Below are 22568 nucleotides of genomic sequence, written 5' to 3' on the forward strand. Positions count from 1 at the left end.
ACACCAACCCGTTACGCCACCCGCCCCACCCGCGTCCGGCCCGGACGCCCTATCCTGTACGGCTGACGCGAACACGCGGAAAGGGAGCGTTTCGATGGAGGTTTCGCTGCGGCCGGTCCGGATGATGGATCTCGACCTCTTCGACCGGGAACGCGCCAACCCGGAGGGGACGGGCGAGTTCCAGTGGTTCGGTCATCGCCCCTCGCACGGCCTGCGGCGGGAGTTCGCCGAGAACGGCCTGCTCGGGCACGACTCCGGCCGGCTGACCATCGAGGCCGACGGGCAGCCGGCCGGCTATGTGACCTGGTGGATGAACTCGTGGGGTCCGGACGCGACCTCCTGGTGCTGGACCATCGGCATCTGCGTCTTCGCCGACTTCCGCGGCAAGGGCGCGGGGACGGAGGCGCAGCGGCAGCTCGTCGCGTACCTGTTCGCGCACACCAGGGCCGAGCGGGTGCAGTGCTTCACCGACGCGGGGAACTTCGCCGAGCAGCGCGCGCTGGAGAAGGCCGGTTTCACCCGGGAGGGCACGCTTCGCCGGGCTCAGTGGCGGGGCGGCCGCTGGCACGACCAGGTCCTGTTCTCCGCCGTCCGCCCCTGACCCGCCCGGCGGCCACCGCGATCAGCAGGTACGGCCCCGCCGCCACCGTGAACAGCAGCCAGGGTTGCGCCCACACCGAGCCCAAGGCGTACGTGGCGAAGGAGAGCACGGCGAAGACCTCCGCGCCGAGGCCGGACATGGAGGTGACGGTGGCCCGGGTGCGGTCGGTGAGGTCGTCCTGCAGGTCGGCCTCCATGGCGGCGGTGGCCCATTCGACGACGCCGTACGCGACGGCGACCAGCGCCAGCGCCCACGGGGTGCGCCAGGCGGCCCCGGCGGCGAGCAGGAGCGCGGCGGCGGCCAGGCCGTGCGCGGTCCAGCGTACGCCCCGGCCGGCCAGCCATCCGCCCGCGGTGGCGGTCGCGAACAGCATGAGCATGACCCAGGGCACGCCGGCGGTGCCGACTCCGGCGTCCACGGCGAGCAGCGGCAGGTACTCGTCGAGCGCGGAGACGCCCATGACGGCCGCGACCAGGATCAGGCTGTGGCGGAGCCGGGGCGAGGCGCGCACCTCGCCCAGGCCTGAGCGCAGCACGGCCACGTAGCCCTCTTGCGGCTCGTCCTCCTCCTCCGGGAAGGACCCTGTCCGGGATTCCGGCAGGGTCCGGGCCAGGGCCGCGGCGGCGAGGCAGGCGGCCACGCTGGCCAGGCCGGCCAGGAGGTAGCCTCCCGCGGCCATGGCGGGGGCGGCCAGCGCGGTGGCGATCATCCCGGCCGTGGTGCCGACGGCGTTCTGGCGGCCGGAGACCTTCGCGTACGAGTCCGCCGCGCCCAGCCTGGCGAGTTCCTCGTACATCAGGGCCTGGAGGGTGCCGGAGGCGGCGGCCGTGCCCGCGCCCCACAGCACGAAGCCGGCCGCGAAGGCGGGATAGCCGGGGAAGAAGGTCCACAGGGCGAAGCCGGCTCCGGTCACCGCGGGGGCGGCGACGAGCATGGCCCGGCGGGAGAAGACGTCCGCCCACACACCCGACGGGATCTCCAGGGCGAACGACGTCACCGACCAGATCGCGAACAGCGAGGAGATCTGCGCGGGAGACAGCCCGGCGTCGGTGAACAGCACCGCGTACACCGGATAGAGCAGGACGAAGTCCGTGCAGAACGCGTAGGCGTAGAGCCTGCGCGTGAACCGTGCCTCAGGTGAGGATCAATGTCGCCAGGTCATGCTCCGCACCCTATCTCGGACCGGGCGCCCGCCGGAATACGAAAGGCTGGCTCTCCCGGCCGGGGATGACGAACCAGCACTCCCCCGTGCCGTCCCCCTCCAGCAGCCGCAGGAACGCCTCGACGACCTCGGACACGGGCAGGATCGGGAAGCCCAGCTCGCTCAGGAGCTCCCGGTGCTCGCCCAGGATCGCCGTGTCGGCGAACGACGGGCAGAGGCCCTGCACCCGCACCCCGGCCGGGGCCAGCTGCTCCGCCAGGCTGCGGACCAGCCCGACCACCGCGTGCTTGTTGGCCGCGTAGATCGGATCGGCCGGCACGCCGACGACGCCCGCCATGCTGGCCGTGGCCACGATCGTGCCGCGGGAGCGGGTGAGCGCGGGCAGCGCGGCGTGCGCGCCGAACACCACGCCGTCCAGGTTCACGCCCATCGCGCGGCGGTACCTGGCCAGGTCGAAGTCCTCCCCGAGGCCGCAGCCGGAGGTCACGCCCGCGTTCAGGAATGCCAGGTCGAGCCCGCCGTACGCGGTGACGGCCGCGGCCACGGCGGCCTCGTTGTCGGGCAGGCTGGAGACGTCGCAGCGCACGTACGCGCCACCGATCTCGGCGGCGAGCGGGCGGCCCGCGGCATCGTCCACGTCGGCGATGACGATCTTCGCGCCGTCGGCGGCGAGGCGGCGGGCGACGGCCGCGCCGATGCCGTTGGCGCCCCCGGTGATGAGCGCGATCACAGTGGCAGTCCTCCGGTCGCCGCGTTGGTGGAGCCCGTGTCGCGGTAGGCGGCGATCACCCGTTCCGCGATGCGCATCTGGTGGATCTCGTCGGCGCCGTCGGCGAAGCGCGCCCAGCGGGCGTGCTGGAACATGTTCGCCAGCGGCGTGTCGGTGGAGTAGCCGAGCGCGCCGTGCACCTGGATGGACCGGTCGATGATGCGGTTGAGGCTGTTGGCCACGAAGTGCTTGGCCATCGACACCTCGGTGCGGAAGTCCTCACCCTTGTCGATCTTCGAGGCGGCGTGCAGCACCATCAGCTTGCACTGGTAGAGCTCCATCGCCGAGTCGGCGATCAGCCACTGCACGCCCTGCTTCTCGGCGAGCAGCGAACCGTGGCTGTACCGGTTGAGCGCGCGGTCCACCATCATGTCCAGCGCCGTCTCCGCCTGGGCGATCCAGCGCATGCAGTGCGCGAGCCTGGCCGGCCCGAGGCGGTACTGCCCGAGCCGGTGGCCGTTGCCGCGCCCGCCCAGGATCTGCGCGTCCGGCACCCGCAGGTCGGTGATGACGATCTCGCTGTGCCCGGTGGAGCCGTGCATGGTCTCCACCTCGCGCACGTCGTCCCAGCCGTCCTGCGGCAGGTCGATCAGGAACGCGGTGGTGCCGCCCCGCGACCCCGGTGGCACGTCCGGCTCCGTCCTGGCCATGAGGATCGCGAAACTGGCCCGCCGCGCGTTGGAGATGAACCATTTGTGACCGTTGATCAGCCACTCGTCCCCGTCCTGTACGGCGTGCGTCCGGATCAGCGTCGGATCGGACCCCGCCACCTCCGGCTCCGTCATGGCGAAGCAGGACATCTTCGTGCCCTCCAGCAGCGGCCGGAGATACTTCTCCTTCTGCTCGTCGGTGCCCCAGTGCAGCAGCGTGTGCATGTTGCCCTCGTCGGGCGCCGCGCAGTTGAGCACCCACGGCCCGAGCCGGGTCCTGGCCGCCTCGGCCTGCACCATGGCCAGCTCGACGTGGCCGAGGCCCATGCCGCCCCACTCGCGCGGCATGTGCGGCAGCCACAGCCCCTCGGCCCTGGCCTGGCGGCGCAGGTCGAAGATGATCCTCAGGTAGTCGTCGCGCGGCAGGTCGCCGGGGACGGCCGGGACGATGACGTCCTGGACGAAGGCCCGGACCCGGCGGCGGATCTCCTCGTGCTCCGGCGCGAGGGTGAAGTCGATCGCCATGTCCGCCTCACTTCCTGGCGCGCAGCCAGTTCAGCTGTTCCCGCTCCTGGAAGGGCCCGCCGCCCTCGTGGTCGTTGAAGGGGTACTCGACGATGCTCTTGTCCTCGCCCTTGTAGTGGTTGAAGGCCGCGAACACGGTGGACGGAGGGCACACCATGTCCATCAGCCCGACCGAGAACAGCGCGGGCGCGCTCGCCCGCCGCGCGAACGACACCCCGTCGAAGTACGACAGGGTCCGCATGACCGGCGCCACCTTGTCGCGGTGCACAGTCAGATACCGCACGATCTCCGGGTACGGGTCCTTCGGCGTGATCTCGATCGCCCGCCCGAAGTCGCACAGGAACGGCACGTCCGGCATGGCCGCGGCCACGTCAGGCACCAGGCCGGCCACCGCGATCGTGATGCCGCCGCCCTGGCTGATGCCGGTCACGGTCACCCGCTCCGGGTCCACCAGCGGATGCGCCCGCGCCGTCTCCACCGCCCGGACCGCGTCCGCGAACACCCGCCGGTAGTAGTACGTCTCCGGGTCCTCGATGCCCCGCGTCATGAACCCGGGATGCGCGGGCGCGGACCCGGCCGGGTCGGCGGTGTCCCCGGCCGACCAGCCGCTCCCCTGACCCCTGGTGTCCATGAACAGGTGGGCGTACCCGGCGTTGGCCCAGTACAGCCACTGGTGCGGCAGGCCGCGCCCGCCGCCGTACCCCTGGTACTGCACCACGCACGGGAGCGGGCCCGGACGCCCGGCCGGGACCAGGAACCAGCCGCGGACCGGCTGCCCCGCCCAGCCCGCGAACGTGACGTCGAACACCTCGACCAGTTCCAGGCCGGTGTCCACGGGCTCGAAGACCGGCGCGTGGGCGTGGCCGCGCGTCTCGGCCAGGGTCGCGGACCAGAAGTCGTCGAAGTCCTCGGGCTCCTCGACGACGGGGGTGTAGCGGCGCAGCTCGTGAAGCGGAAGATCAAAGAGGGGCATTGTCGCATCTTTTCAGCCGCACCCTGGGCAAAGTCAATGGTCACGTGCCCAATGCGGCCGACACCACAGAGCGGGCCTCGTCCTGGACCCGGGCCAGGTGCTCGGCGCCGCGGAAAGATTCAGCGTAGATCTTGTAGACGTCCTCGGTGCCGGACGGCCGGGCGGCGAACCAGGCGGACTCGGTGACGACCTTCAGTCCGCCGAGCGCGGCGCCGCCGCCGGGGGCCGCGGTGAGCACCTCGGTGATCGGCTCGCCCGCGAGCGTGTCCGCGGTCACCTGGGACGCGGACAGGGCCGCGAGCACGGCCTTCTGCTCGCGGGTGGCGGGGGCGTCCACGCGGGCGTAGGCGGGGTCGCCGTACCGGGAGACCAGGCCGGCGTAGACGCGGCTCGGGGTCTCGCCGGTGACGGCGGTGATCTCGGCCGCGAGCAGGGCCAGGATCAGGCCGTCCTTGTCGGTGGTCCAGACCGAGCCGTCCCTGCGCAGGAACGACGCGCCCGCGCTCTCCTCGCCGCCGAACCCGATCGAGCCGTCCAGCAGGCCGGGCACGAACCACTTGAAGCCGACGGGCACCTCGTCCAGGCGGCGGCCGAGCCCGGCCACCACGCGGTCGATCATGCTGCTGCTGACCATGGTCTTGCCGACGCCGGTGGCGGCGCCCCAGCCGGGGCGGTGCGCGTACAGGTAGGAGATCGCGACGGCCAGGTAGTGGTTGGGGTTCATCAGGCCGCCGTCGGGCGTGACGATGCCGTGCCGGTCGGCGTCCGCGTCGTTGCCGGTGGACACGTCGTACGCGTCCCGGCCGGCGATCAGGGACGCCATCGCGTACGGCGAGGAGCAGTCCATCCGGATCTTGCCGTCCCAGTCCAGCGTCATGAACCGCCAGGCCGGGTCCACCAGCGGGTTGACCACGGTGAGGTCGAGCCGGTGCCGGTCGGCGATCTCCCCCCAGTAGGCCACGCTCGCGCCGCCCAGCGGGTCGGCCCCGATGCGCACGCCGGCGTTCCTGATCGCGTCCAGGTCCAGCACCGAGCCGAGGTCGTCCACGTACGCGGCGAGGAAGTCGTGCCGGCCCGTGGTGGCGGCGGTCAGCGCCCGCTCGTACGGGATGCGCCTGACCTCCTTGAGGCCGCCCGCGATGAGGGCGTTGGCCCGGTCCTGGATCCACGAGGTGGCCTCGGAGCCGGCCGGTCCGCCGTGCGGCGGGTTGTACTTGAAGCCGCCGTCCGGGGGCGGGTTGTGCGAGGGGGTCACCACGATGCCGTCGGCCAGGCCGGTCGTCCTGTCCCTGTTGTAGGTCAGGATGGCGTGCGACACGGAGGGCGTGGGGGTGTAGCCGTCCCGGCTGTCGATCAGCACCCGTACGGCGTTGGCGGCCAGCACCTCCAGCGCCGACACCTTGGCGGGCTCGGACAGCGCGTGCGTGTCCGCGCCCAGGTAGAGCGGCCCGTCCACGCCCTGGGCGGCGCGGTACTCGCAGATGGCCTGGGTGGTGGCGAGGATGTGGTCCTCGTTGAAGGCGGTGTTGAGGGCCGAGCCCCGGTGCCCGGAGGTGCCGAAGGCGACCCGCTGGCCCGGCTGCTCCGGATCGGGGTGCAGCGCGTAGTAGGCCGTCACCAGCCGCGCGATGTCGGCGAGATCGGACGGCTGGGCGGGCTGTCCCGCTCGCTCATGAACCATGGCTGCTCACACTCCCACGATCTGGTCAGACCGGACACACGCCAAGTGTGCCAAACCGGCGATCATCGCTCGCGACTGGTGTGGACCGTTCTCTCGCGCCACACTAGGGGATAGTGGGGTAAACCATTTACTATAGGGAACCGTCAATCTGACTGAACTTCTCGAGGCCCCCTCAACCAGGCTCCCCTTCAGCGATCGGCGAGGCAATGTCAGAGCAGCCCAAACCAGGACATGAGCGGAAAGCGCAGCAGGGCATGGTGTCCATGCCCTCGGCGCGTCCCACCCCCGTCCCCGCGGCCCGCGCGGACGTCCCGAAGAGCCTCTACATCCTGCTGAGCATCCTGACCGCGTTCGTCGTCCTCCTCGCGGTCGTCGTCGCGCTGCTGCTGACACGCGCAACCGGGATCCGGCCATAGATCGGAATAGTGGATTCAGTGGATTTCTTCGCTCCCGAGTACGGGGAACCGTCCGGGAAGTCACCCGGGGACTCGCCTGAGCGGCTGCTGGCCCAGGCCGTCACCGCCACCTGCGCGGGCGACCCCGGCACCGCCGTCACCCTGCTCCAGCGCGCGGCCTGGCTGGCCCCGCACGGATCGGCGCTGCTGGTCCGCTGCCTGGCCTGGATCCGGCTGGCGCGGATCGGCCGCTACGCGAAATGGCCGGACGGCTGCGGCATGGTGACCCCGGAGATGGAGGCGCGCCGCGCGTGGCCGGACACCGCGCTCCGGGACGCGGCCCGCGTGAACGGCGCCTACCGGGCGGCCACCCGGGCCGGGACCGCCGATCTCAGCCTGGACGTGGACGCCGGGATCATCCTCAGGGTCCTCGCCGACCTGCCGGGCGCGCAGTCCACGCTGCGCTCGGCGGTGACCGCGGGCAGCGCCCCCGACGAGCTGCGCGGCCTGCTGGAGCACGTGCTCGGCAGGATGCCCGAGATCCGCGACCGGCTCGCCGCCGAACCCGGCCTCGGGCCCGCCACCGCGCTCGTCTGCCGGGCCATGGCCACGCTCTGCCACGAGGCCGGCCTGGACGAGCGGGCGTCCGCGCTGCTCACCGAGGCGGCCGACCACTGCGCGCGCGGGTCCGACGCGCACGGCTACGCGCTGGCCCTGCTGATGCGCGGCGACTGGGCGGCGGCGGTCCGCACCTCCCCGCTCCTGCTGGACCACTGGCCGGTGCTCAGCCTGAACGCCGGCACCGACCGTCCCGGCGTACGGGTGCTGCCGGGGCGCCGGATCAGGGCGGATCTGGCCGAACGGGCGTACGCGGAGGCGGAACGCGCCCTGCGGGAGAGCCCGCGGCCGGGGGTGGTCGCGCAGCGTCTGCTGGCCGCGTTGAAATTGCGCCGGGCGTACCTGGCGCGGCTGAACGGGGACGGCTCGGCCGTGGTGCGCTTGGCGGCCGAGGCGCTGGACATGGCGCGCGAGGCGGGTGACCAGGGGCTGCGCTGGACCGCGTGGACGCATCTGGCCCTGGCCTCGATCGCGGCGGGCGACCCGCCCAGCTCGGCCGGTTTCGTCGGTGGCGGCGGCTCGGCCGGTACGGCCGGTTTCGTCGGTGGCGGCGGTCCGGCCGGTACGGCCGGTTTCGTCGGAGGCGGCGGTCCGGCCGGTACGGCCGGTTTCGTCGGAGGCGGCGGTGCGGCCGATGGTGCCGGCTCGGCCACCATGGCTGGTCCGGCCGGTGCCGCCGGTTCGGTTCGTGCGGATGAGAGCGTCGGGAAGCTGGCGCGGTGGGCGCACGGGCCGGGCAGCCTGAGCCTGGCGGAAGGGCTCGGGGCGCTCTGTTCCCAGGAGGGGCACCACGCCGCCAGGGCCGGGCAGTTCGAGCGGGCGGCCGGGTGCCATCGGCTGGCGCGGGAGATCCACGCCGCGCTCGGGTACACGGGCAACGAGGCCCAGTGCGTCACCGACCTGGGCATGCTCCGGCTGTGGGCCGGAGACCGGGCCGGCGCCCAGGTGGCCCTGGCGGAGGCGGCGGCCCTGCTGGAGGCGTCCATCCGCCGCCGGCCCGCCCTCGCGCTGCGGGAGAGCATCCGGCTGGTGGGAATCCTCGTCCGGCATCTGAGCCTGCTGAACGCGGGCGGCGGTGATCCGGAGGCGTTGAGCCGCGCTGCGGAGCGCATCAGGTCGGCCGCGAGCCGGCTGCCGCTGCTGAGCGACGACGCGGCGTCCATCGCCATGGAGGAACTGAACTCCGCCGACTACGACGAGGAACTGAGCACCAGGGACTACGCCAATCCGGCCGCGACCCCGAACAACGGCCCGGACTCCTCGGGCACTGCTCCGGGTACCGTCCCGGACTCCTCTGGTGATGCCCTGACCGACATCCCGGCCTCCGCGACCGACGCTCCGGACGACATCCGGGACTCCGCGACCGACGCTCCGGACGACATCCCGAACTCCTCGGACGATGCTCTGGACGACATCCCGGGCTCCGCGACCGACGCTCCGGACGACATCCGGGACTCCGCGACCGACGCTCCGGACGACATCCGGAACTCCTCGGACGATGCTCTGGGAGACGTTCTGAACGACCACGCGGACAACATCGTGGACGACGTTCTGGATGACGACGGTTTAGATGACGACGTCGACGGCGCACTGGACGACATCCTGGACAGTGCCTTCGGCGATGCAGGCGACGGGGGTGACGGGCTCGACGGGCTCAGGGAAGCGTCCGACGCCGCCTTGTCGCCCAGTCTGGACGAGTTGCTCGGCTCGTGGATGCACGTCCGGCTCGCCCATGAGGTGCTGGAGGCCACGGCCGTCCAGGTGCCCGCGCTGCGGGCCGTGGCGGCTCGGGCCAGGGGCGAGACGCGGGAGGCGAACGCCTACTTCGCCGAGGCGATGCTGGCCGCCGAGAGCGCCGAGCCGGAGCGCCGGGACCTGCACCGGGCCTACGTGCTCGGCCAGCGCCGCGAATGGTCACGGGCGGCGGCGGCCTACCGCGCCTACCGAACCTCCCAGACGCGAAACTCACAGAACCCCCGCCTCCACGACCCCGGACCCAGACCCCAGGGCCCCACCTCGACCGGCTCCATCCCGGCCGGTTCCACCTCGACCGGCTCCATCCCGGTCGGCTCCACCTCGGCTGGCTTCATCCCGGCCGACTCAACCTCGGCCAGCCCCTCCTCGGCTGGCTCCACCTCGACCGGCTCCATCCCGGCCGACTCAACCTCGGCCAGCCCCTCCTCGGCTGGCTCCACCTCGGCCAGCTCCATCCCAGCCGATTCCATCGCGGCCGACTTCGCCATCTTGGCGAGTTCCGGCATGGGAGGCACCGAACTGGGGTCTGACCTGCTGGTTTCCGGGCATCCGCAGGCCGGTGACCATCTCGTGGCCGCCGCGACCTTCCTGCGGTACCGCGCGTACGCCGACGCCGAGACGGAGTTACAGGCGCTGCGCGGCCTGCTGGGCGAGGACTGGTGGCGGCGTTCTCTGGAACCGTGGGCCTCCCTGGAGATCGAGGCGGAGACCGCGCGCGGCCTGGCCGTCACCGCGCGGGCCGCCGGGCACGGCCCGGGGGTCGGGTTCGGCCGGGCGGTGGGCTTCTACCGTGAGGCCCTTCGCTCGATCGAGGTGATGCGCGGCGGCGTACGCGACGACTCGGCGCGCCGGTCGCTGGCCGACACCGACGTGGTCGCCCGAATCCAGTTCGGAGCGGCGCTCTGCCTGCTGGAGGCGAGCGAGGCCGCACGAGCCGAGGAGGCGTCGAGAGCGGACGACCTGGCCCGTGAGGCGTTCCAGGTCGGCGAACGCTCCCGGGCCCGCGCGTTCCTGGACCTACTGGAGTCGCGGCGCGCCACCGGCGAAGCGGAGCTCCCGGCGCTGACCCGCTGGCGAGCCGCCACCGCCGAGGTCGCCCTGCTCCAGCACCTCACCGCCGCCCGCCTGGCCGCAGGCTCCCCACCGGACCCGGCCCTCGAAGCCCGCTTCACCCCGGCGAACGAACGACTGGCCGCCCTGGAACGCGAACTGGCCAGGGAACACCCGGCGATGTGGCGCGCCCTCGACACCCGGGCCGAACCCCTAACCGCGGACGCCGTCTCCCGCCTCCTGCCACCGAACACCCTCCTCGTCAGCTACCTGCTGCGCGACGAACGCCTGCTGGTCTGGGCCATCGACAACTCCGGCCTGCGGGAAGCACGCGTCCTGGAGGCGAGGGGCACGGCGAGCAATGCCGCACCCACCACCGCGATCGGCACAGCAGTCACGGCTGGCGGCACAGCACTCAGCCCGGCAAGCAACACGACAGGTGGTGCAACACTCGACACCGCAAACGGCCGAACCGAGGAAACCGCAGGCAGCACGACAGGTGCTACAGCACTCGACATCGCAAACGGCCGGACCGGGGGAATCGAGGGGCTGGTTCGGGCGGTTCGGGAGGGTTGTGCCGCTGGGAGTGATCTGAGTGGGGCCGCGGCGGAGTTGGCCGGGGTGTTGCTGGGGCCGGTGCATGAGGTGCTGCTGGCGCACGAGAAGGTGCTGATCGTGCCGTCGGGGGCGTTGCACTCGCTTCCGTTCGGGGTGTTGCCGTGGCGGGGTGCGCCGCTCGTCGCGCAGCGTACTGTGTCGGTGCTGCCGGGGGCGGGCGCGCTGGCGCTGATGCGGCCGGTACGTCCGGAGAGCATGTCGGACGGGCGGCTCCTCGCGGTCGGCGATCCCGCTCGCATGCGGTTCCCCAAGTCGGCAGGGGAACCGGGCCGTTACGCGGCGCGGTTGCCCGGCAGTGGCCTGGAGGCGGAGGCGGTGGCGCGGCGGTTCCCCGGGCAGGTGGAGGTGCTGGTCGGGGAGGCGGCCACCAGGGACGCGGTGCTCGCGGCGGCGGCGAAGGCGACGGTCGTGCATCTGGCCACGCACGCCTGCCTGGACGAGGCGAGCCCGCTGTCGTCGGCGGTGCTGTTCGCGGACGGGCGGTCGGTGAGCGTGGCCGATCTGGCCGGGGTCTCGCTGCAGGCGGATCTGGTGGTGCTGAGCGCGTGCCGTACCGGGCGGGGCGGGGTTTCGGCGGGGGACGACGTGCAGGGGCTGCTGCGGGGGGTGCTGGCGGCGGGGGCGGGCGCGGCCGTGGTCTCGCTGTGGGACGTGCATGACATGGCGACGGCGCTGTTCATGGACGACTTCCACCGGCGGCTCCGGACGGCGGGCTCGGTGGCGGGGGCGCTCCGGCGTACCCAGGAGGTGTTCCGGCGGCGGAGCCGTACCCAGCATGAGAGGGCGGCCAGGCGGCTGCTCGCGGCGGCGGGCGGCGGCGCGGTGGCGGACGAGGGTCCGGAGTACTGGAGCTGGCTGGACCGGGCGGGGCATCCGGCCGTCTGGGCCGCCTTCGTGGCGGTGGCCGTCTGATGAATGAAGTCGAAGCAAGGTGAACGCCGGCACACGCTGATAGGCGCAGGTGATCGTGGGTGAATAACTGGGCACATTCCTGGCGTGTCCCCCCTGCCCAGTCACGAAGGGCTGGTCGGCGATCTCCGGAACCTGCGCGAACGCGGCCTGCTGCGCCTGCGCGACGCCGACCTGCCCGCGATCCTGCTGGCCGCCCGCCTCCGCCATCCCGGGCTGGACGCTGTCGGAGCCGCGGAACGGCTGCTGGCCGAGGCGGTGGAGCGGCTCGGGGAGGGCAGTCTCGGGCAGGCGGCGGCGTACACGTTCGGCCTGATCCAGGGCACGAGGGACTGGGCGGCCTCGGATCGGAGGCGGCGGGCCGCGCAGGTGTACGGCGTGAGCGTGGAACGTTTCCGCAAACACCAGGAGCGGCTGGTGCTGGCCCAGGTGGCCGAGCAGATGCTGGCGCTCTGCGGCGACGGCGGCCCGGCCGCGCCCGAACCGCGCACGATCGACCGGGCCAGGATCCCGGTCGCCGCGGGGGCCGCGCGGGTGACCGTGCAGGTGCAGCCGATCGAGCTGGTCACCGGGGTGGACATCCTGGTGTCGCCGGAGAACGTGTACCTGGAGATGTCCAAGCCGTTCATGCCCTCGGTGTCGGGGGCCCTGCGCAGGACCGGCGCCAAGCGCGGCCCTTCCGGCGACGTGGTGGACGACGTCATCCAGCGGGAACTCCACGAGTGGATGGCCGCGTACGGCCGGACCGGCCTGCCGGTGGCCCCCGGCACGGTCGCCCCGACCGGACCGGGCAGCCTGTCCATGAACGGCGTGCGCCGCATCTACCACGTGGCCGTCGCGGTACCCAGAACCGGCAGCAACCTGTACGACGTGGCGCCCCCGGCGATCGCCCTGGCCGTCGGGCAGGTGTTCCGGCTGGCGGCGGCGGAACAGGACTCGTTCACGCCGCCGCTGCGCTCGATGTGCTTCCCGCTGATCGGGACCGGCCGGGGCTCGCTGGCGCTGCGGACCGGCCTGCACTGGCTGTGGACCGCGATCGTGGAGAACCTGGAACGGCAGCCGGCCTGGGAGGTGCACCTCACCGTGCCGGTACCGGAGGTCGCGGAAGCGGTGGTGCGGGCACTGTCCCGCTGATCCGGGCGACTACCTCGGCGGCGCGCGGCGCGCCGGCCAGGGCCGCGCGCCACCGCGCGTGCAGGGGCGTCGTCCCGGGCGCGCAGAGCAGCGCGAACGGCCCGGTCACGTACGTCGAGGCGAGCGTGGGCAGCCACCCCAGCTCGGGCGAGCGGAACCCCCGCGCGGCCGGAACCTGCCCGTCGAACCCGGGCATCCGCCCGACCCGTTCCAGCAGCCCGTGGCGCAGCCAGCGCGCCAGCTCCACCTGCCCGTCCCGAGCCGCCTCCAGCAGAGCGACGATCTCCACGGCCATCGCGTACGACTCGGCCGCCAGCAGCCCCGCGCCGAACTCCAGCTCCCCCTCCCCCACGGCGAGCTGATCGAGATGGGCGCCCTCGTGTATCCCGAGCCACACCCGCCGCTGCAACTCCGGCTCCTTGCGCCCGACCGCGACCAGCACGTTCTCCGACCCGCCCGGGCAGGGCAGCCGCATCCAGGTCCGCCAGACCATGCCCGCGTACGCGTCCCCCCGCACGATCCGGTACCGCCGGGCCGGCTCGGGCCGGTACCGCTCGCCCCACCGCAGCTGGCCCCTGGCGGAGTCGCGTCCCCGCGACGACCCCGCCGGGACCCCCATCGGGACGGCGTCGCAGAACTCGGCGAGCAGCCCGCACAGCCGCCACACCTCCACGCCGACCGGAGCGACCGGACCGGGATCTCCCGCGTCCGGGTAGTACGCCGGCACCGTGCCGCCGAGGGCGCGCAGCGCCCGCAGCCGTACCGCGCCCGGACCGCCGTGCCGGATCCCGGCCGACCTGACCACCCCGTCCAAGCCGTCGAAGGCCCGCCCGAGCACCGCGCACCCCAGCGCGACCTCGGCCCACCCCCGCACGGCCCAGGCGGCGGCCTCCGCTCCGGAGGCCGGAACCGCCATGGCCGCGACCCCCCGCGACGCCGCCCACACGTGTACGGCGTCCCGGCTCAGCGCTCCCCCAGCCCCGGCCCGCCCGATCGCGTTCATGGCCACCCCCGTCTCGCGGAAAACCGAATGCTTTCCAGCGAATCGCGGCCGGGGGCGCACCGCCCGGTCACCGCCCGGTCGCCTTCAGGGCGAGATCGGGGCGGGCCTTGTGAGAGTCAGGTCATCCGCCTAAGGTTCGCTCAACCATAGTGAGATACATTCACTAGCAGACTTGTAGAAAATCGACACAAAGGGGAGTCGAGGAGTGTTGGCCCAAGAGCGCAGGCTCGCCGCGATCGCCGCGGCCTCGGCCGCGGCATTCCGCCGCAACGACTACCACCAGGTCAGGGCCGAGGACGTGGCCGAGCGGGTCAGGCTGCCACGGGGCGCCGACCGGGACAGCGGGCGCAGCGCGGTCTGGCTGTACAACGAGGTCCGCAGCCGGCGGGTCCTGGTGGCGCTCGCGGTCAAACACGCCTTCGACGAGTTCACCGCCGACGAGCCGGACCCCCGGCCGGCCCGGTCGATGCTGGACGCGCAGGCCCTGGTGACGTCGGCGCTGCGCCGGATCGCCCGCTTCCACCAGCTCGAACGTTTCATGCTGGCGCAGGTGCGGCTGGGCATCGGCGACATCTCCACCTCCGAGAAGCGCCCGTCGGCGGCGCAGACCCCGCCCGGCTGGCTGCCCGGCACGTTCGGCGCCGCCGCCGCCGCGGGCTGGGAGGGGAGGATCACCGCGTACGCCGAGTATCTGGCCCCGCGGCTGCGCGAGGCCGCCCTCACCGTGACCGTCCCCCCGGACGGCTGGGCCGTGACGAGCGCGGAGCGCCTGTCCGAGCTGGCGTTCCGGGCCATGGTGGACGACCCGGAGGGCCCGGTCGACCATCAGGCGAACGCGCTGGCCGCGTACTGGCTGTCCCGGGATCTGGTGCCGCTGGCCGGGGAGTGGGCCGACCGGCTGCACACGGCGGAGCGCACCTGCGAGCTGACCGAGCGGATCGGCCCCAACGGCCGGGCCCGGGTGCGCGCCCTGGACGTGGTCTTCCAGGTGCTGCTGGACGACAGCCCGCTGCTGGTGCGGGCCGCCGAGGTGGGCGGCGAGCTGACCGAGCTGATCGGCGCCAACCCGGGCGACCAGCCGTGGCGCTGCGACGTGGCCAGCCGCCGGGGGCTGGCGCTGCTGCGGCTGGGCGAGACGGACCAGGCGCGGGCCGGGTTCGAGGAGTCCGAGCGGATCGCCCGGGGCCTGCCCGGCACGCTCGACCGCGAGTCGTACATCACCAGGGCCGAGCACAACCTGGCCGAGGTGCTGGTCGAGGAGGGCCGCCCGGCGGAGGGCCGGCGCGCCCTGGAACTCGTCGCCGAGAAGCGGGCCGCGGGGGTGCCGGAGATCGGCGTCGGCCCGGCGTGGCGGCGGCTCACGCTGACCCGGCAGGCGCTGGCCGGGGCCGAGACCCGTTCCGGCCGGGTGGTGGCCGGGGTGGTGCAGGCCGAGCAGGTGGTGGCCGACCGGGAGGAACGCCTGGGCCCCGACAACGTGAACACCGCCTCGGCCCGGGTCACGCTCGCGGAGGCGCTGCTGGCGGCCGGGCATCCGGCGCAGGCCCGCCACCACCTCACCGAGGCCATGCGGCTGCGCGCCCTGCACCTGCCCAAGGAGGGCTACTGGCCGCAGTACGACCTGGTCAGGCTGGCCGAGATCGAGCTGTCCGCCGGGTTCCCCGCGCAGGCCGTACGGCTGCTGGAGGACTCGATCGTGGTGACCCCGTGGTTCGCCGAGCGGGTCTCCCCCCGGCTGCGCCGCGACGCCGTCCTGATCAGGGCCCGCGCCCTGGTGGCCGCCGGCGACGTGCCCCGGGCCCTCGACGACCTGGAGCGCCTGCCCCCGGACCGGTCCGCCCGCCGCGCCCGCGCCTCCGCCCTGCTGGTGCTGGGCGAGACCGAGGCGGCCGTACGGCTGCTCGGCACGATCGCCGAGGCCGAGCGCGAACTGGACGACGACCATCCCGGTCAGGCGGAGACGCTCCTGCTGACGGCGCGGGCGGCGACCGTCCTGGCCGACGACGAGACCGCGAACGCCGCGAGCGCGGCGCTGTCCGCCCTGGGCAAGGAGGCCATGGACCCGAGCCACCCGCTGCTGCTGGCCGGCCGCCTGGACACGGCGCTGCAACGCGCCCGCACCGGCCACGCGACCGAGGTCCGCGACCTGCTCGCCCCGCTGCTGGACCGCAAGGTGCTCCCCCACCGCAAGCCCGCGCTCGGCGACGGCCATCCGCTGCTGGCGGAGGCGCGGGCGCTGGCCACCCGGGTGGGCGACCCGCCGTCCACGCTGCCGGAGGACCGCCTCTGGGAAGATCTGTAACCTATCGCCAACTATATATCTCGTTCCACAAATTATCTGTCCTGCCTACATTAGGCTCGTACGTGACGGGTTGGGGGGCCCGGGGTTCCGTCACGAGGAGTCAGGTGCGATGGGTTTCCCCCCGCGAGAGGTCCCGCCGACCAGAAGGGACGCGGCGGTTCCCGAGACGCGCCGGGACGGGGCTCCCGCCGGGTTCGGGGGGCTGCCGCCGTCGCTGGCGGAGGCGTACGAGGTGGTGCGGCCGATCGGCACGCAGGGCGCGGAGGCCGACCTGCTGGTGGTGCGGGACCGGTCCGGCGGCGAGTTCGCGCTCTTCGCGCTCAAGGTGTACCGGCCCGGCTACCGGGCCGATCCGGCGGTGTGGTCGGCCGTGCGGGGGCTGCGGTCGCGGCACATCGTCCGCGTCCTGCGCACCGGCGAGGCGGCCGGCCGCGACTTCGAGCTCCAGGAGTACGTGCCCGGCGGCACCCTCGCCGAACTGCTGCGACGCGGCCCGGTCGACACCGTACGGGTGGTCGCCCAGCTGGCCGACGCCCTCGGCGAGCTACACGGGCTCGGCGCGGTCCACCGCGACCTGAAGCCCGCCAACGTGCTCGTACGCGGGACCGAGCCGCTCGACCTGGTGCTGGCCGACTTCGGGCTGAGCCGCGGGATCGACGCCTCCATCGTGTTCGGGACGGCCTCGCGCACCCTGGCGTACGCGCCGCCGGAGTCGTTCAGCGGCGCGGTCTCCCGGGCCTGGGACTGGTGGTCGCTGGGTGTGCTGGTCCTGGAGCTGGCCACCGGGCGGTCGCCGTTCGAGGGCATGACCGAGCAGGCGGTCATGCACCACCTGCTGACCAGGAGCATGGACGTGGAGCAGGTGGCCGACCCGCGGCTGCGGCTGCTCTGCCGGGGGCTGCTGCTGCGCGACCCGGCCGCGCGCTGGGGCGGCGAGCAGGTCGCCCAGTGGCTGGCCGGGGGCGCGCCGCCGGTGGCGGAGGACAGCGGACCGCGCGGCGACGGCACCCGCGTGCCGCTGCTGTTCCTGGGCGAGCATTACACCGCGCGGGTGCCGCTGGCGCGGGCGATGGCCGCCCGCTGGGACGACGCCGCCCGCCGTTTCCTGGTCACCATGGGCACGCAGGACCATCCCAGCGAGGGCTGGGGCACCCTGCGGGCCTGGCTGCGCCAGTTCGACGACCCGGCGTCCGACGACGTGGAAGGCCGCCAGGAGCTCATCGACCTGCGGCTGACCTCCGCCGCCCTCTCCCCCGACGTCAAGCTCCTCTACCTCCTCTACTGGCTGGACCCGTCGCTGCCGCCGCTCTACCGCGGCATGGCCATGACGACGGAGAACCTGCTGGAGCTGGCCGCCTCGGCGCTGGCCCGCCCGCGGGAGGGGCAGGCGGTCATGGCCGACCTGTGGACCCACCACCTGCTGCCCGTCCTGGCCGGGCTGACCGGCGCCGAGGAGCTGCGCGGCGTGGACGCCCGCTGGCGGCAGCTGGACGCGGCGTTCCCCGCCGACGGAGAGTTCAACGACGGAAAGTTCAACGACGGGGAGTTCAGCGACGGGGAGTTCGACGTCACGCGGGTGCGCGGCGGGCTGCTGGCGCTGGCCCTGGACGAGCACGGCACCGCCCAGACGCTGCGCCGCGCCACCGAGGAGGTCCGCGCGTCGCTGCCGGTCCCGGTGCCCTGGTTCGACGAACTGCTCGACTCCGGGGAGCCCGCGCGGCTGCTGGCCGCGCACCTGAGCACGGGCGCCGCGCGGGGCTGGGCCGAGAACGAGGCCCGCCGCCGGGCCCAGCAGCGCGCCGCCGACCTGGCCAGGCAGCAGCGCTGGCGGGAGCTGGAGGAGCGCCGCGAGGCGGGCAGGATCAGGGCGGTGAGCTGGGCGGCGCTGGCGGTCGGCATCTTCAGCGTGCTCTGGCTGGTCGTGCTCTGGCTGGCCGACGCGCTCCCCCAGGACACCTACGACGTGCGCACCCGTACGTTCGTCCCGGCGGAACCGTCGATCCAGTTCCTCGTGATGGTGGTGGTCTGGCTCTCGCTCGGGCTCGCCGAGATCGTGATGGCCCTGCAGATCGCCGGGGAGTACCACCCGCGCTACTCGCTGCTGGGGCCGCTGGGCCGGATCGCCGCCGGAGCGCGCGGACCGGCCGGGGCGATGCGCTCGCTGTCCCAGCTGGCCGCCGGCGGGCGGGGCGGCCTCGTCGCGGCGGCGGTGATCTTCATCTTCCTGCTGATCGTCATCAACATCGTGGCCGGGCTGCTGGTGCAGTTCCTGATCCTGCCCGTGGGCGTCGCCGTCGCGTACGGCCTGTGGACCCACCGGCGCTGGCAGACCTGGGAACGGGAGCTGGCCCAGGCCCGGACGACCACCCTCGGGGGGAACGCGTGAGCGGTGAGGTATTCCTGATCCCGGCCATCGTCGGCGTGGGGGCGGTGGTGGCGGTGGGATTCGCCAGCCGTACCGCGATCGCCGGGACGACGCTGGCGCTGGAGGGCGTCAGCGCGCTCGGCGAGCACATGAACGAGGTGGCCGCCCGCGCCGAGGAGGCGCACCGGGAGGCGTGCGCGTGGGGGGCGGCGGCCAGCGGCGTGCTGGACCGGAACGCGCGGCTGGCCGTCCTGGCGGAGGCCTGCGCGGGAATCGCCCTGGCCGGGCGGCTTCCCGGCCAGTTGGACCCGCATGGGCGTACAGCCGAGGAGTTGTTGCGCTGGTGCGGCGAGACCGACGAGAGCCTGCGCGAGGTGGACGCCCAGTTGAGCGCGCTCACCGCGGCGGCGGCGGCCGAGACCGTCTTCGACGACCTGCTGCACGCCCTCGGCGGCTCCGGCCGGGCCGGCTCCGCCGCCGAACTGGCCGCGCTGCTGGCCGCGCTCCCCGCCGCGCCGGACGGCTGGCGGGACGCGCGGGCCGCCCAGGAGCTGGCCGAGACGCTGGACCGCGTGCTGGGGAGGCTCGCGGCCCGCGTCTCGGCCCAGGATCTGCTCGCCATCCGGGAGGCCGCCCGCCGGATCGGCGCGGCGTCGGGACCGGCCGAGGCCCAGTCCCGGGTGGTGGACGTACGCCACCGGGTGCAGCAGGCCAACCAGGCCGCCGCCGGCCGCCGGGTCCGCGCGGTCGAGGCCGCCCGCCTCCTGCACGCCCTCCAGCGGGACGCGCCCGCCGAGCACGAGGACGTGCGGGCCCGCCTCACCGAGGTGGTGGCCGGCCGCGCCGACCTCGACCCGGCCCTGCGCGAACAGGCGCGCGCCGCCTGCGCCGCCGTGGTGGCCGCCGCCGACCGCGCGCACGTCAAGGAGAAGCTGCTCGTCGCGCTCGGCGACCTCGGCTACCAGGTCGAGGACGAGAGCGGCCACCCCCTGCGCCTGGCCAAGGAGGACTGGGACCAGCACGCCGTCCAGCTACTCCTCACCGAGGACGGCCAGGTCCGCTCCGCCGTCGTCCGCACCGCCGACGGCTCCGACGCCGACGCGGCCCGCGAACAGGAATGGTGCGACGCCGTCGACCAGGCCAGAACCCGCCTCTCCGCCGACGGCGTCGACACCGGCGTCACCCGCGAACTCCCCCCCGGCACCCGCCCCGCCCCCCGCGTCCGCCCCACGGGCGCCAAACCCCGCCGCCTCCCCCGCGCCCGCCACCGCGACCGCCCGGAGTAGTCCCGTGCCGCCCGCCTCCCGCGCCGGTCCGCGTCCCTGGCCGGGCCTCCCATGAGGGCGATCGCCTGGACGACCGTCGCCGGCCTGTGGACCTGGTGGCTCGACGGGGACCCCCTGTCCCTGCCGAAACGGTCGCGTTCCTGGCTGCCCGTGACTCTTTTCGCCATATTCGTACTGGCGCTCGTCCTCTTCCCCGGACAGCTGCTGGTCACCAGCGGCGTCGCCCTGGCCGGGCACGCCCGCTGGACGCTGCACCGTTTCATCCGTCGGCATCGCGCACGAACAGGAGCAGCCTCATGACGGGGGTATCGCCGGAGTGGCCGGCTTTCGCCAGGGAGATCGACGCGACCCTGGCCGTGCAGTCGCAGTACGTTCTGTATGGGAACCTGCGTGACCACTTTCTGGTGCGGCCGGGCGGGGGGTCGCCTGCCTTGCGGTCGTTGCGTGATCTGTTGTGGCAGGTGCTGGAGCCGAGCGGGTACCAGACGCTGCTCTGTTATGACCCGGTGGACGGGCTGATGGTGCATCCGCAGGAGCCGGACGCGCTGGACGCGGCGACCAGGCTGCTGGGGGGCAAGCCGGGGAACCAGCCGCCGTCGCTGGCCCGGTTGCGGGCGGATCTGACGGCGTTCGGGAGGCCGCAGGAGGCGGGGGAGACGCCGGTGCGGGGGGCGTTCGTGATCGACTACGCGTCGCGGCTGGTGGTCAGTCCGGAGCAGCTCGACCCGGCCGAGCGTGACTTCTTCCTGTTCTGCCTGAAGTCGTCGCGTACGGCCCTGCCGCTGTTCCAGCCCGGGACCGTACGGCCGGGCCCGCTGTACAACCCGGTCGTCTGGCTGGTGGACGGGGAGCGGGACCTGCCGTCGTGGCTGACGGCGGGGAACGAGCTGATCAGGGCGATCAGTGTGCCGAGCCCGGACTTCGGGGACCGGCAGGCCACCGCCAGGCTGCTGGCCGGGTCGTTCCCGGGCGGGCGGCCGGACCCGGAGGTGTGCGACGCCTTCGCCGAGCAGGCGGAAGGGCTGGCGCTGCGGCAGATGGTGGACGTGACCCGGCTGGCGCGGGATCGCGGTCTGGGGTTCACCCAGCTGCCGGACGCGGTGCGCACGTACAAGCTGGGGGTGCTGGACAATCCGTGGCGGCGCGGCTTCCTGCGGGAGCGGATCAGGGAGGGCGAGACCAGCGTGCCGGGGCGGATCGTCGGGCAGGACGCGGCGGTCACCAAGACGCTGGACATCCTCAAGCGGGCCGCGCTCGGGCTGTCGGGGGCGCAGGCCGCGCAGTCCTCGTCCCGGCCGCGCGGGGTGCTGTTCTTCGCCGGGCCGACCGGGGTGGGCAAGACCGAGCTGGCCAAGACGGTGGCGGCGCTGGTGTTCGGGGACGAGTCGGCGTACCTGCGGTTCGACATGAGCGAGTTCTCGGCCGAGCACGCGGGCGACCGGCTGATCGGCGCGCCGCCCGGATACGTCGGCCACGAGGCGGGCGGCGAGCTGACCAACGCGGTACGGCAGCAGCCCTTCCGGGTCGTCCTGTTCGACGAGATCGAGAAGGCCCATCCGCGTATTCTCGACAAGTTCCTCCAGGTGCTGGAAGATGGGCGGCTGACCGATGGGCGGGGCACCACCACGCACTTCTCCGAGTGCGTACTGATCTTCACGTCGAATCTGGGAATGGTGGGGAGCGAGGTGCGGCCGGGCATGCCGTACGAGCTGATCGAGCGGACGATCAAGGCCGCGATCGGTGATCACTTCACCCGGGTGCTGGGGCGGCCCGAGCTGCTGAACCGGCTCGGGGACAACATCGTGGTGTTCGACTTCGTCGGCGCGGAGGCGGCCGGGCGCATCTTCGAGCTGCAGCTGGCCAACATCCTGCGGGCGGTCAGCGACCAGCACGGACTGGAGGTGCTGGTGAAGGAGCCGGCCAGGAGCACGCTGCGGGAGTGGTGCACGGCCGACCTGGAGAAGGGCGGGCGCGGGATCGGCGCGGCGCTGGAGTCGCTGCTGGTCAACCCGCTGGCCCGGGCGCTGTTCGAACGCCCGCCCGGACGGCACGGCCCGGTCACGGTGACGGGCATGCGCAGGGACGGGCCGACCGTGACGCTGGAGCTGGCATGAAGGAGGCCCCATGGCTGACCTGACCTGTCCGTTCTGCGGCGAGCCCGTGCCGGAGAGCGCCCCGCTCTGCCTGACCTGCGGCGGGCCGCTGCTGACGGCCGCGCCGCGCGGCCCCGCGCCGGTCTGGGTGCAGGGGCCCGTCGGCGACGCCGAGACCGCGGTCGGCCCGCTGCCCGCCGGGCGGGAGAACTGCCCGAAGTGCGGCGCCGACGTGCCCGATCCGGGCAACCTGGTCTGCGTCGAGTGCCTGGAGCCGCTCGGCCGTGAGCCGGAGCGGGCGGAGCCGGTCATGGGCACCCGCCGCGACACGGCCCCCGCGCTCCGGCTGGAGTTCCCCGGCGGCCGGGTGACGGTGCCGGCGGGCGGGTCCGTCGTGCTCGGCCGGGACCCGGCCATCAGCGACCACGCGCAGGTGTTCACCCGTTTCGAGAACGTGTCGCGCCTGCACGCCACCGTCGCCGTCGACCCCGGCGGCACCTGCTGGGTGCGGGACGAGAACTCCACCAACGGCACGTTCGTGAACGGCTCCCGCGCCGGGGCGGGCGCGCGGATCCCCCTGCGCGCGGGGGACCGGCTCCGCCTCGCCGCCGACGTGGAGGCACGCGTGGAACTCGACGAGGACGGCCATGGATGACCGGCTGCGGGTGACCGCCATGAC

Annotated in this window: 15 protein-coding genes and 1 pseudogene; 10 read left to right on the forward strand and 6 right to left on the reverse strand. The window is 73.6% G+C overall.

What is annotated here, in order from left to right; all coding sequences use genetic code 11:
• The first annotated feature begins 94 nt into the window (after window positions 1-94).
• On the forward strand, window positions 95-601 hold the full coding sequence (locus tag Aph01nite_RS31890; RefSeq protein WP_204044754.1) for a GNAT family N-acetyltransferase: 507 nt from the start codon (window positions 95-97) through the stop codon (window positions 599-601).
• Here the strand turns inward: Aph01nite_RS31890 and Aph01nite_RS31895 are convergent.
• The 5 genes and pseudogenes from Aph01nite_RS31895 to pgm all read right to left on the reverse strand — a co-directional run.
• Window positions 516-1685: pseudogene (locus Aph01nite_RS31895) on the reverse strand (MFS transporter); the annotation flags it as partial. The gene Aph01nite_RS31890 and the pseudogene Aph01nite_RS31895 overlap by 86 nt on opposite strands.
• An 88-nt stretch (window positions 1686-1773) precedes the next feature.
• Window positions 1774-2493 carry an SDR family NAD(P)-dependent oxidoreductase gene (locus Aph01nite_RS31900; protein WP_204044755.1) on the reverse strand — a complete coding sequence of 240 codons (720 nt, stop codon included), beginning with the start codon at window positions 2491-2493 and terminating at the stop codon, window positions 1774-1776.
• Window positions 2490-3707 carry an acyl-CoA dehydrogenase family protein gene (locus Aph01nite_RS31905; protein WP_204044756.1) on the reverse strand — a complete coding sequence of 406 codons (1218 nt, stop codon included), beginning with the start codon at window positions 3705-3707 and terminating at the stop codon, window positions 2490-2492. Before Aph01nite_RS31905 ends, Aph01nite_RS31900 begins: the two co-directional genes overlap by 4 nt.
• 7 nt (window positions 3708-3714) lie before the next feature.
• Window positions 3715-4680 carry an acetylxylan esterase gene (locus tag Aph01nite_RS31910; protein ID WP_204044757.1) on the reverse strand — a complete coding sequence of 322 codons (966 nt, stop codon included), beginning with the start codon at window positions 4678-4680 and terminating at the stop codon, window positions 3715-3717.
• A gap of 40 nt (window positions 4681-4720) precedes the next feature.
• On the reverse strand, window positions 4721-6361 hold the full coding sequence (gene pgm, locus Aph01nite_RS31915) for a phosphoglucomutase (alpha-D-glucose-1,6-bisphosphate-dependent) (RefSeq protein WP_204044758.1): 1641 nt from the start codon (window positions 6359-6361) through the stop codon (window positions 4721-4723).
• Window positions 6362-6624: 263 nt separating this feature from the next.
• Here pgm and Aph01nite_RS31920 point away from each other — a divergent pair, with 263 nt between their 5' ends.
• From Aph01nite_RS31920 to Aph01nite_RS31930, 3 genes are all read left to right on the forward strand, one after another.
• Window positions 6625-6777: a hypothetical protein gene (locus Aph01nite_RS31920; RefSeq protein ID WP_204044759.1), complete on the forward strand. Its 153-nt coding sequence runs from the start codon at window positions 6625-6627 to the stop codon at window positions 6775-6777.
• A gap of 18 nt (window positions 6778-6795) precedes the next feature.
• Complete coding sequence (locus Aph01nite_RS31925; protein WP_204044760.1) at window positions 6796-11709, forward strand: CHAT domain-containing protein; 4914 nt, start codon at window positions 6796-6798, stop codon at window positions 11707-11709.
• A gap of 84 nt (window positions 11710-11793) precedes the next feature.
• Complete coding sequence (locus Aph01nite_RS31930) at window positions 11794-12840, forward strand: macro domain-containing protein (RefSeq protein WP_204044761.1); 1047 nt, start codon at window positions 11794-11796, stop codon at window positions 12838-12840.
• Here Aph01nite_RS31930 and Aph01nite_RS31935 read toward each other — a convergent pair.
• Window positions 12785-13843 carry a hypothetical protein gene (locus Aph01nite_RS31935; RefSeq protein ID WP_204044762.1) on the reverse strand — a complete coding sequence of 353 codons (1059 nt, stop codon included), beginning with the start codon at window positions 13841-13843 and terminating at the stop codon, window positions 12785-12787. The two genes, Aph01nite_RS31930 and Aph01nite_RS31935, sit on opposite strands and share 56 nt — an antisense overlap.
• A 205-nt stretch (window positions 13844-14048) precedes the next feature.
• On the opposite strand from Aph01nite_RS31935, the gene Aph01nite_RS31940 reads away from it, so the two are divergent.
• The 6 genes from Aph01nite_RS31940 (at window position 14049) to Aph01nite_RS31965 (ending at window position 22544) form a co-directional block, all read left to right on the forward strand.
• Window positions 14049-16145 (forward strand): tetratricopeptide repeat-containing protein, encoded by a 2097-nt coding sequence (locus Aph01nite_RS31940; protein ID WP_204044763.1) that lies wholly within the window; start codon window positions 14049-14051, stop codon window positions 16143-16145.
• Between the two features lie 109 nt (window positions 16146-16254).
• Window positions 16255-18531: a protein kinase domain-containing protein gene (locus Aph01nite_RS31945; protein ID WP_204044764.1), complete on the forward strand. Its 2277-nt coding sequence runs from the start codon at window positions 16255-16257 to the stop codon at window positions 18529-18531.
• Entirely contained in the window at window positions 18528-19796 is a 1269-nt protein-coding gene (locus tag Aph01nite_RS31950) for a hypothetical protein (protein ID WP_204044765.1), read from the forward strand. Before Aph01nite_RS31945 ends, Aph01nite_RS31950 begins: the two co-directional genes overlap by 4 nt.
• Window positions 19797-19847: 51 nt before the next feature.
• Window positions 19848-20096, forward strand: coding sequence for a hypothetical protein (locus tag Aph01nite_RS31955; RefSeq protein WP_204044766.1), 249 nt, complete (start codon window positions 19848-19850; stop codon window positions 20094-20096).
• Window positions 20093-21910 (forward strand): AAA family ATPase, encoded by a 1818-nt coding sequence (locus tag Aph01nite_RS31960; RefSeq protein WP_204044767.1) that lies wholly within the window; start codon window positions 20093-20095, stop codon window positions 21908-21910. The genes Aph01nite_RS31955 and Aph01nite_RS31960 overlap by 4 nt, the downstream gene beginning before the upstream one ends.
• 10 nt (window positions 21911-21920) lie before the next feature.
• Window positions 21921-22544: a double zinc ribbon and FHA domain-containing protein gene (locus tag Aph01nite_RS31965; protein WP_204044768.1), complete on the forward strand. Its 624-nt coding sequence runs from the start codon at window positions 21921-21923 to the stop codon at window positions 22542-22544.
• The last annotated feature ends 24 nt before the right edge of the window (window positions 22545-22568 follow it).

The sequence above is a fragment of the Acrocarpospora phusangensis genome (assembly GCF_016862995.1).
Lineage (GTDB): Bacteria > Actinomycetota > Actinomycetes > Streptosporangiales > Streptosporangiaceae > Acrocarpospora > Acrocarpospora phusangensis.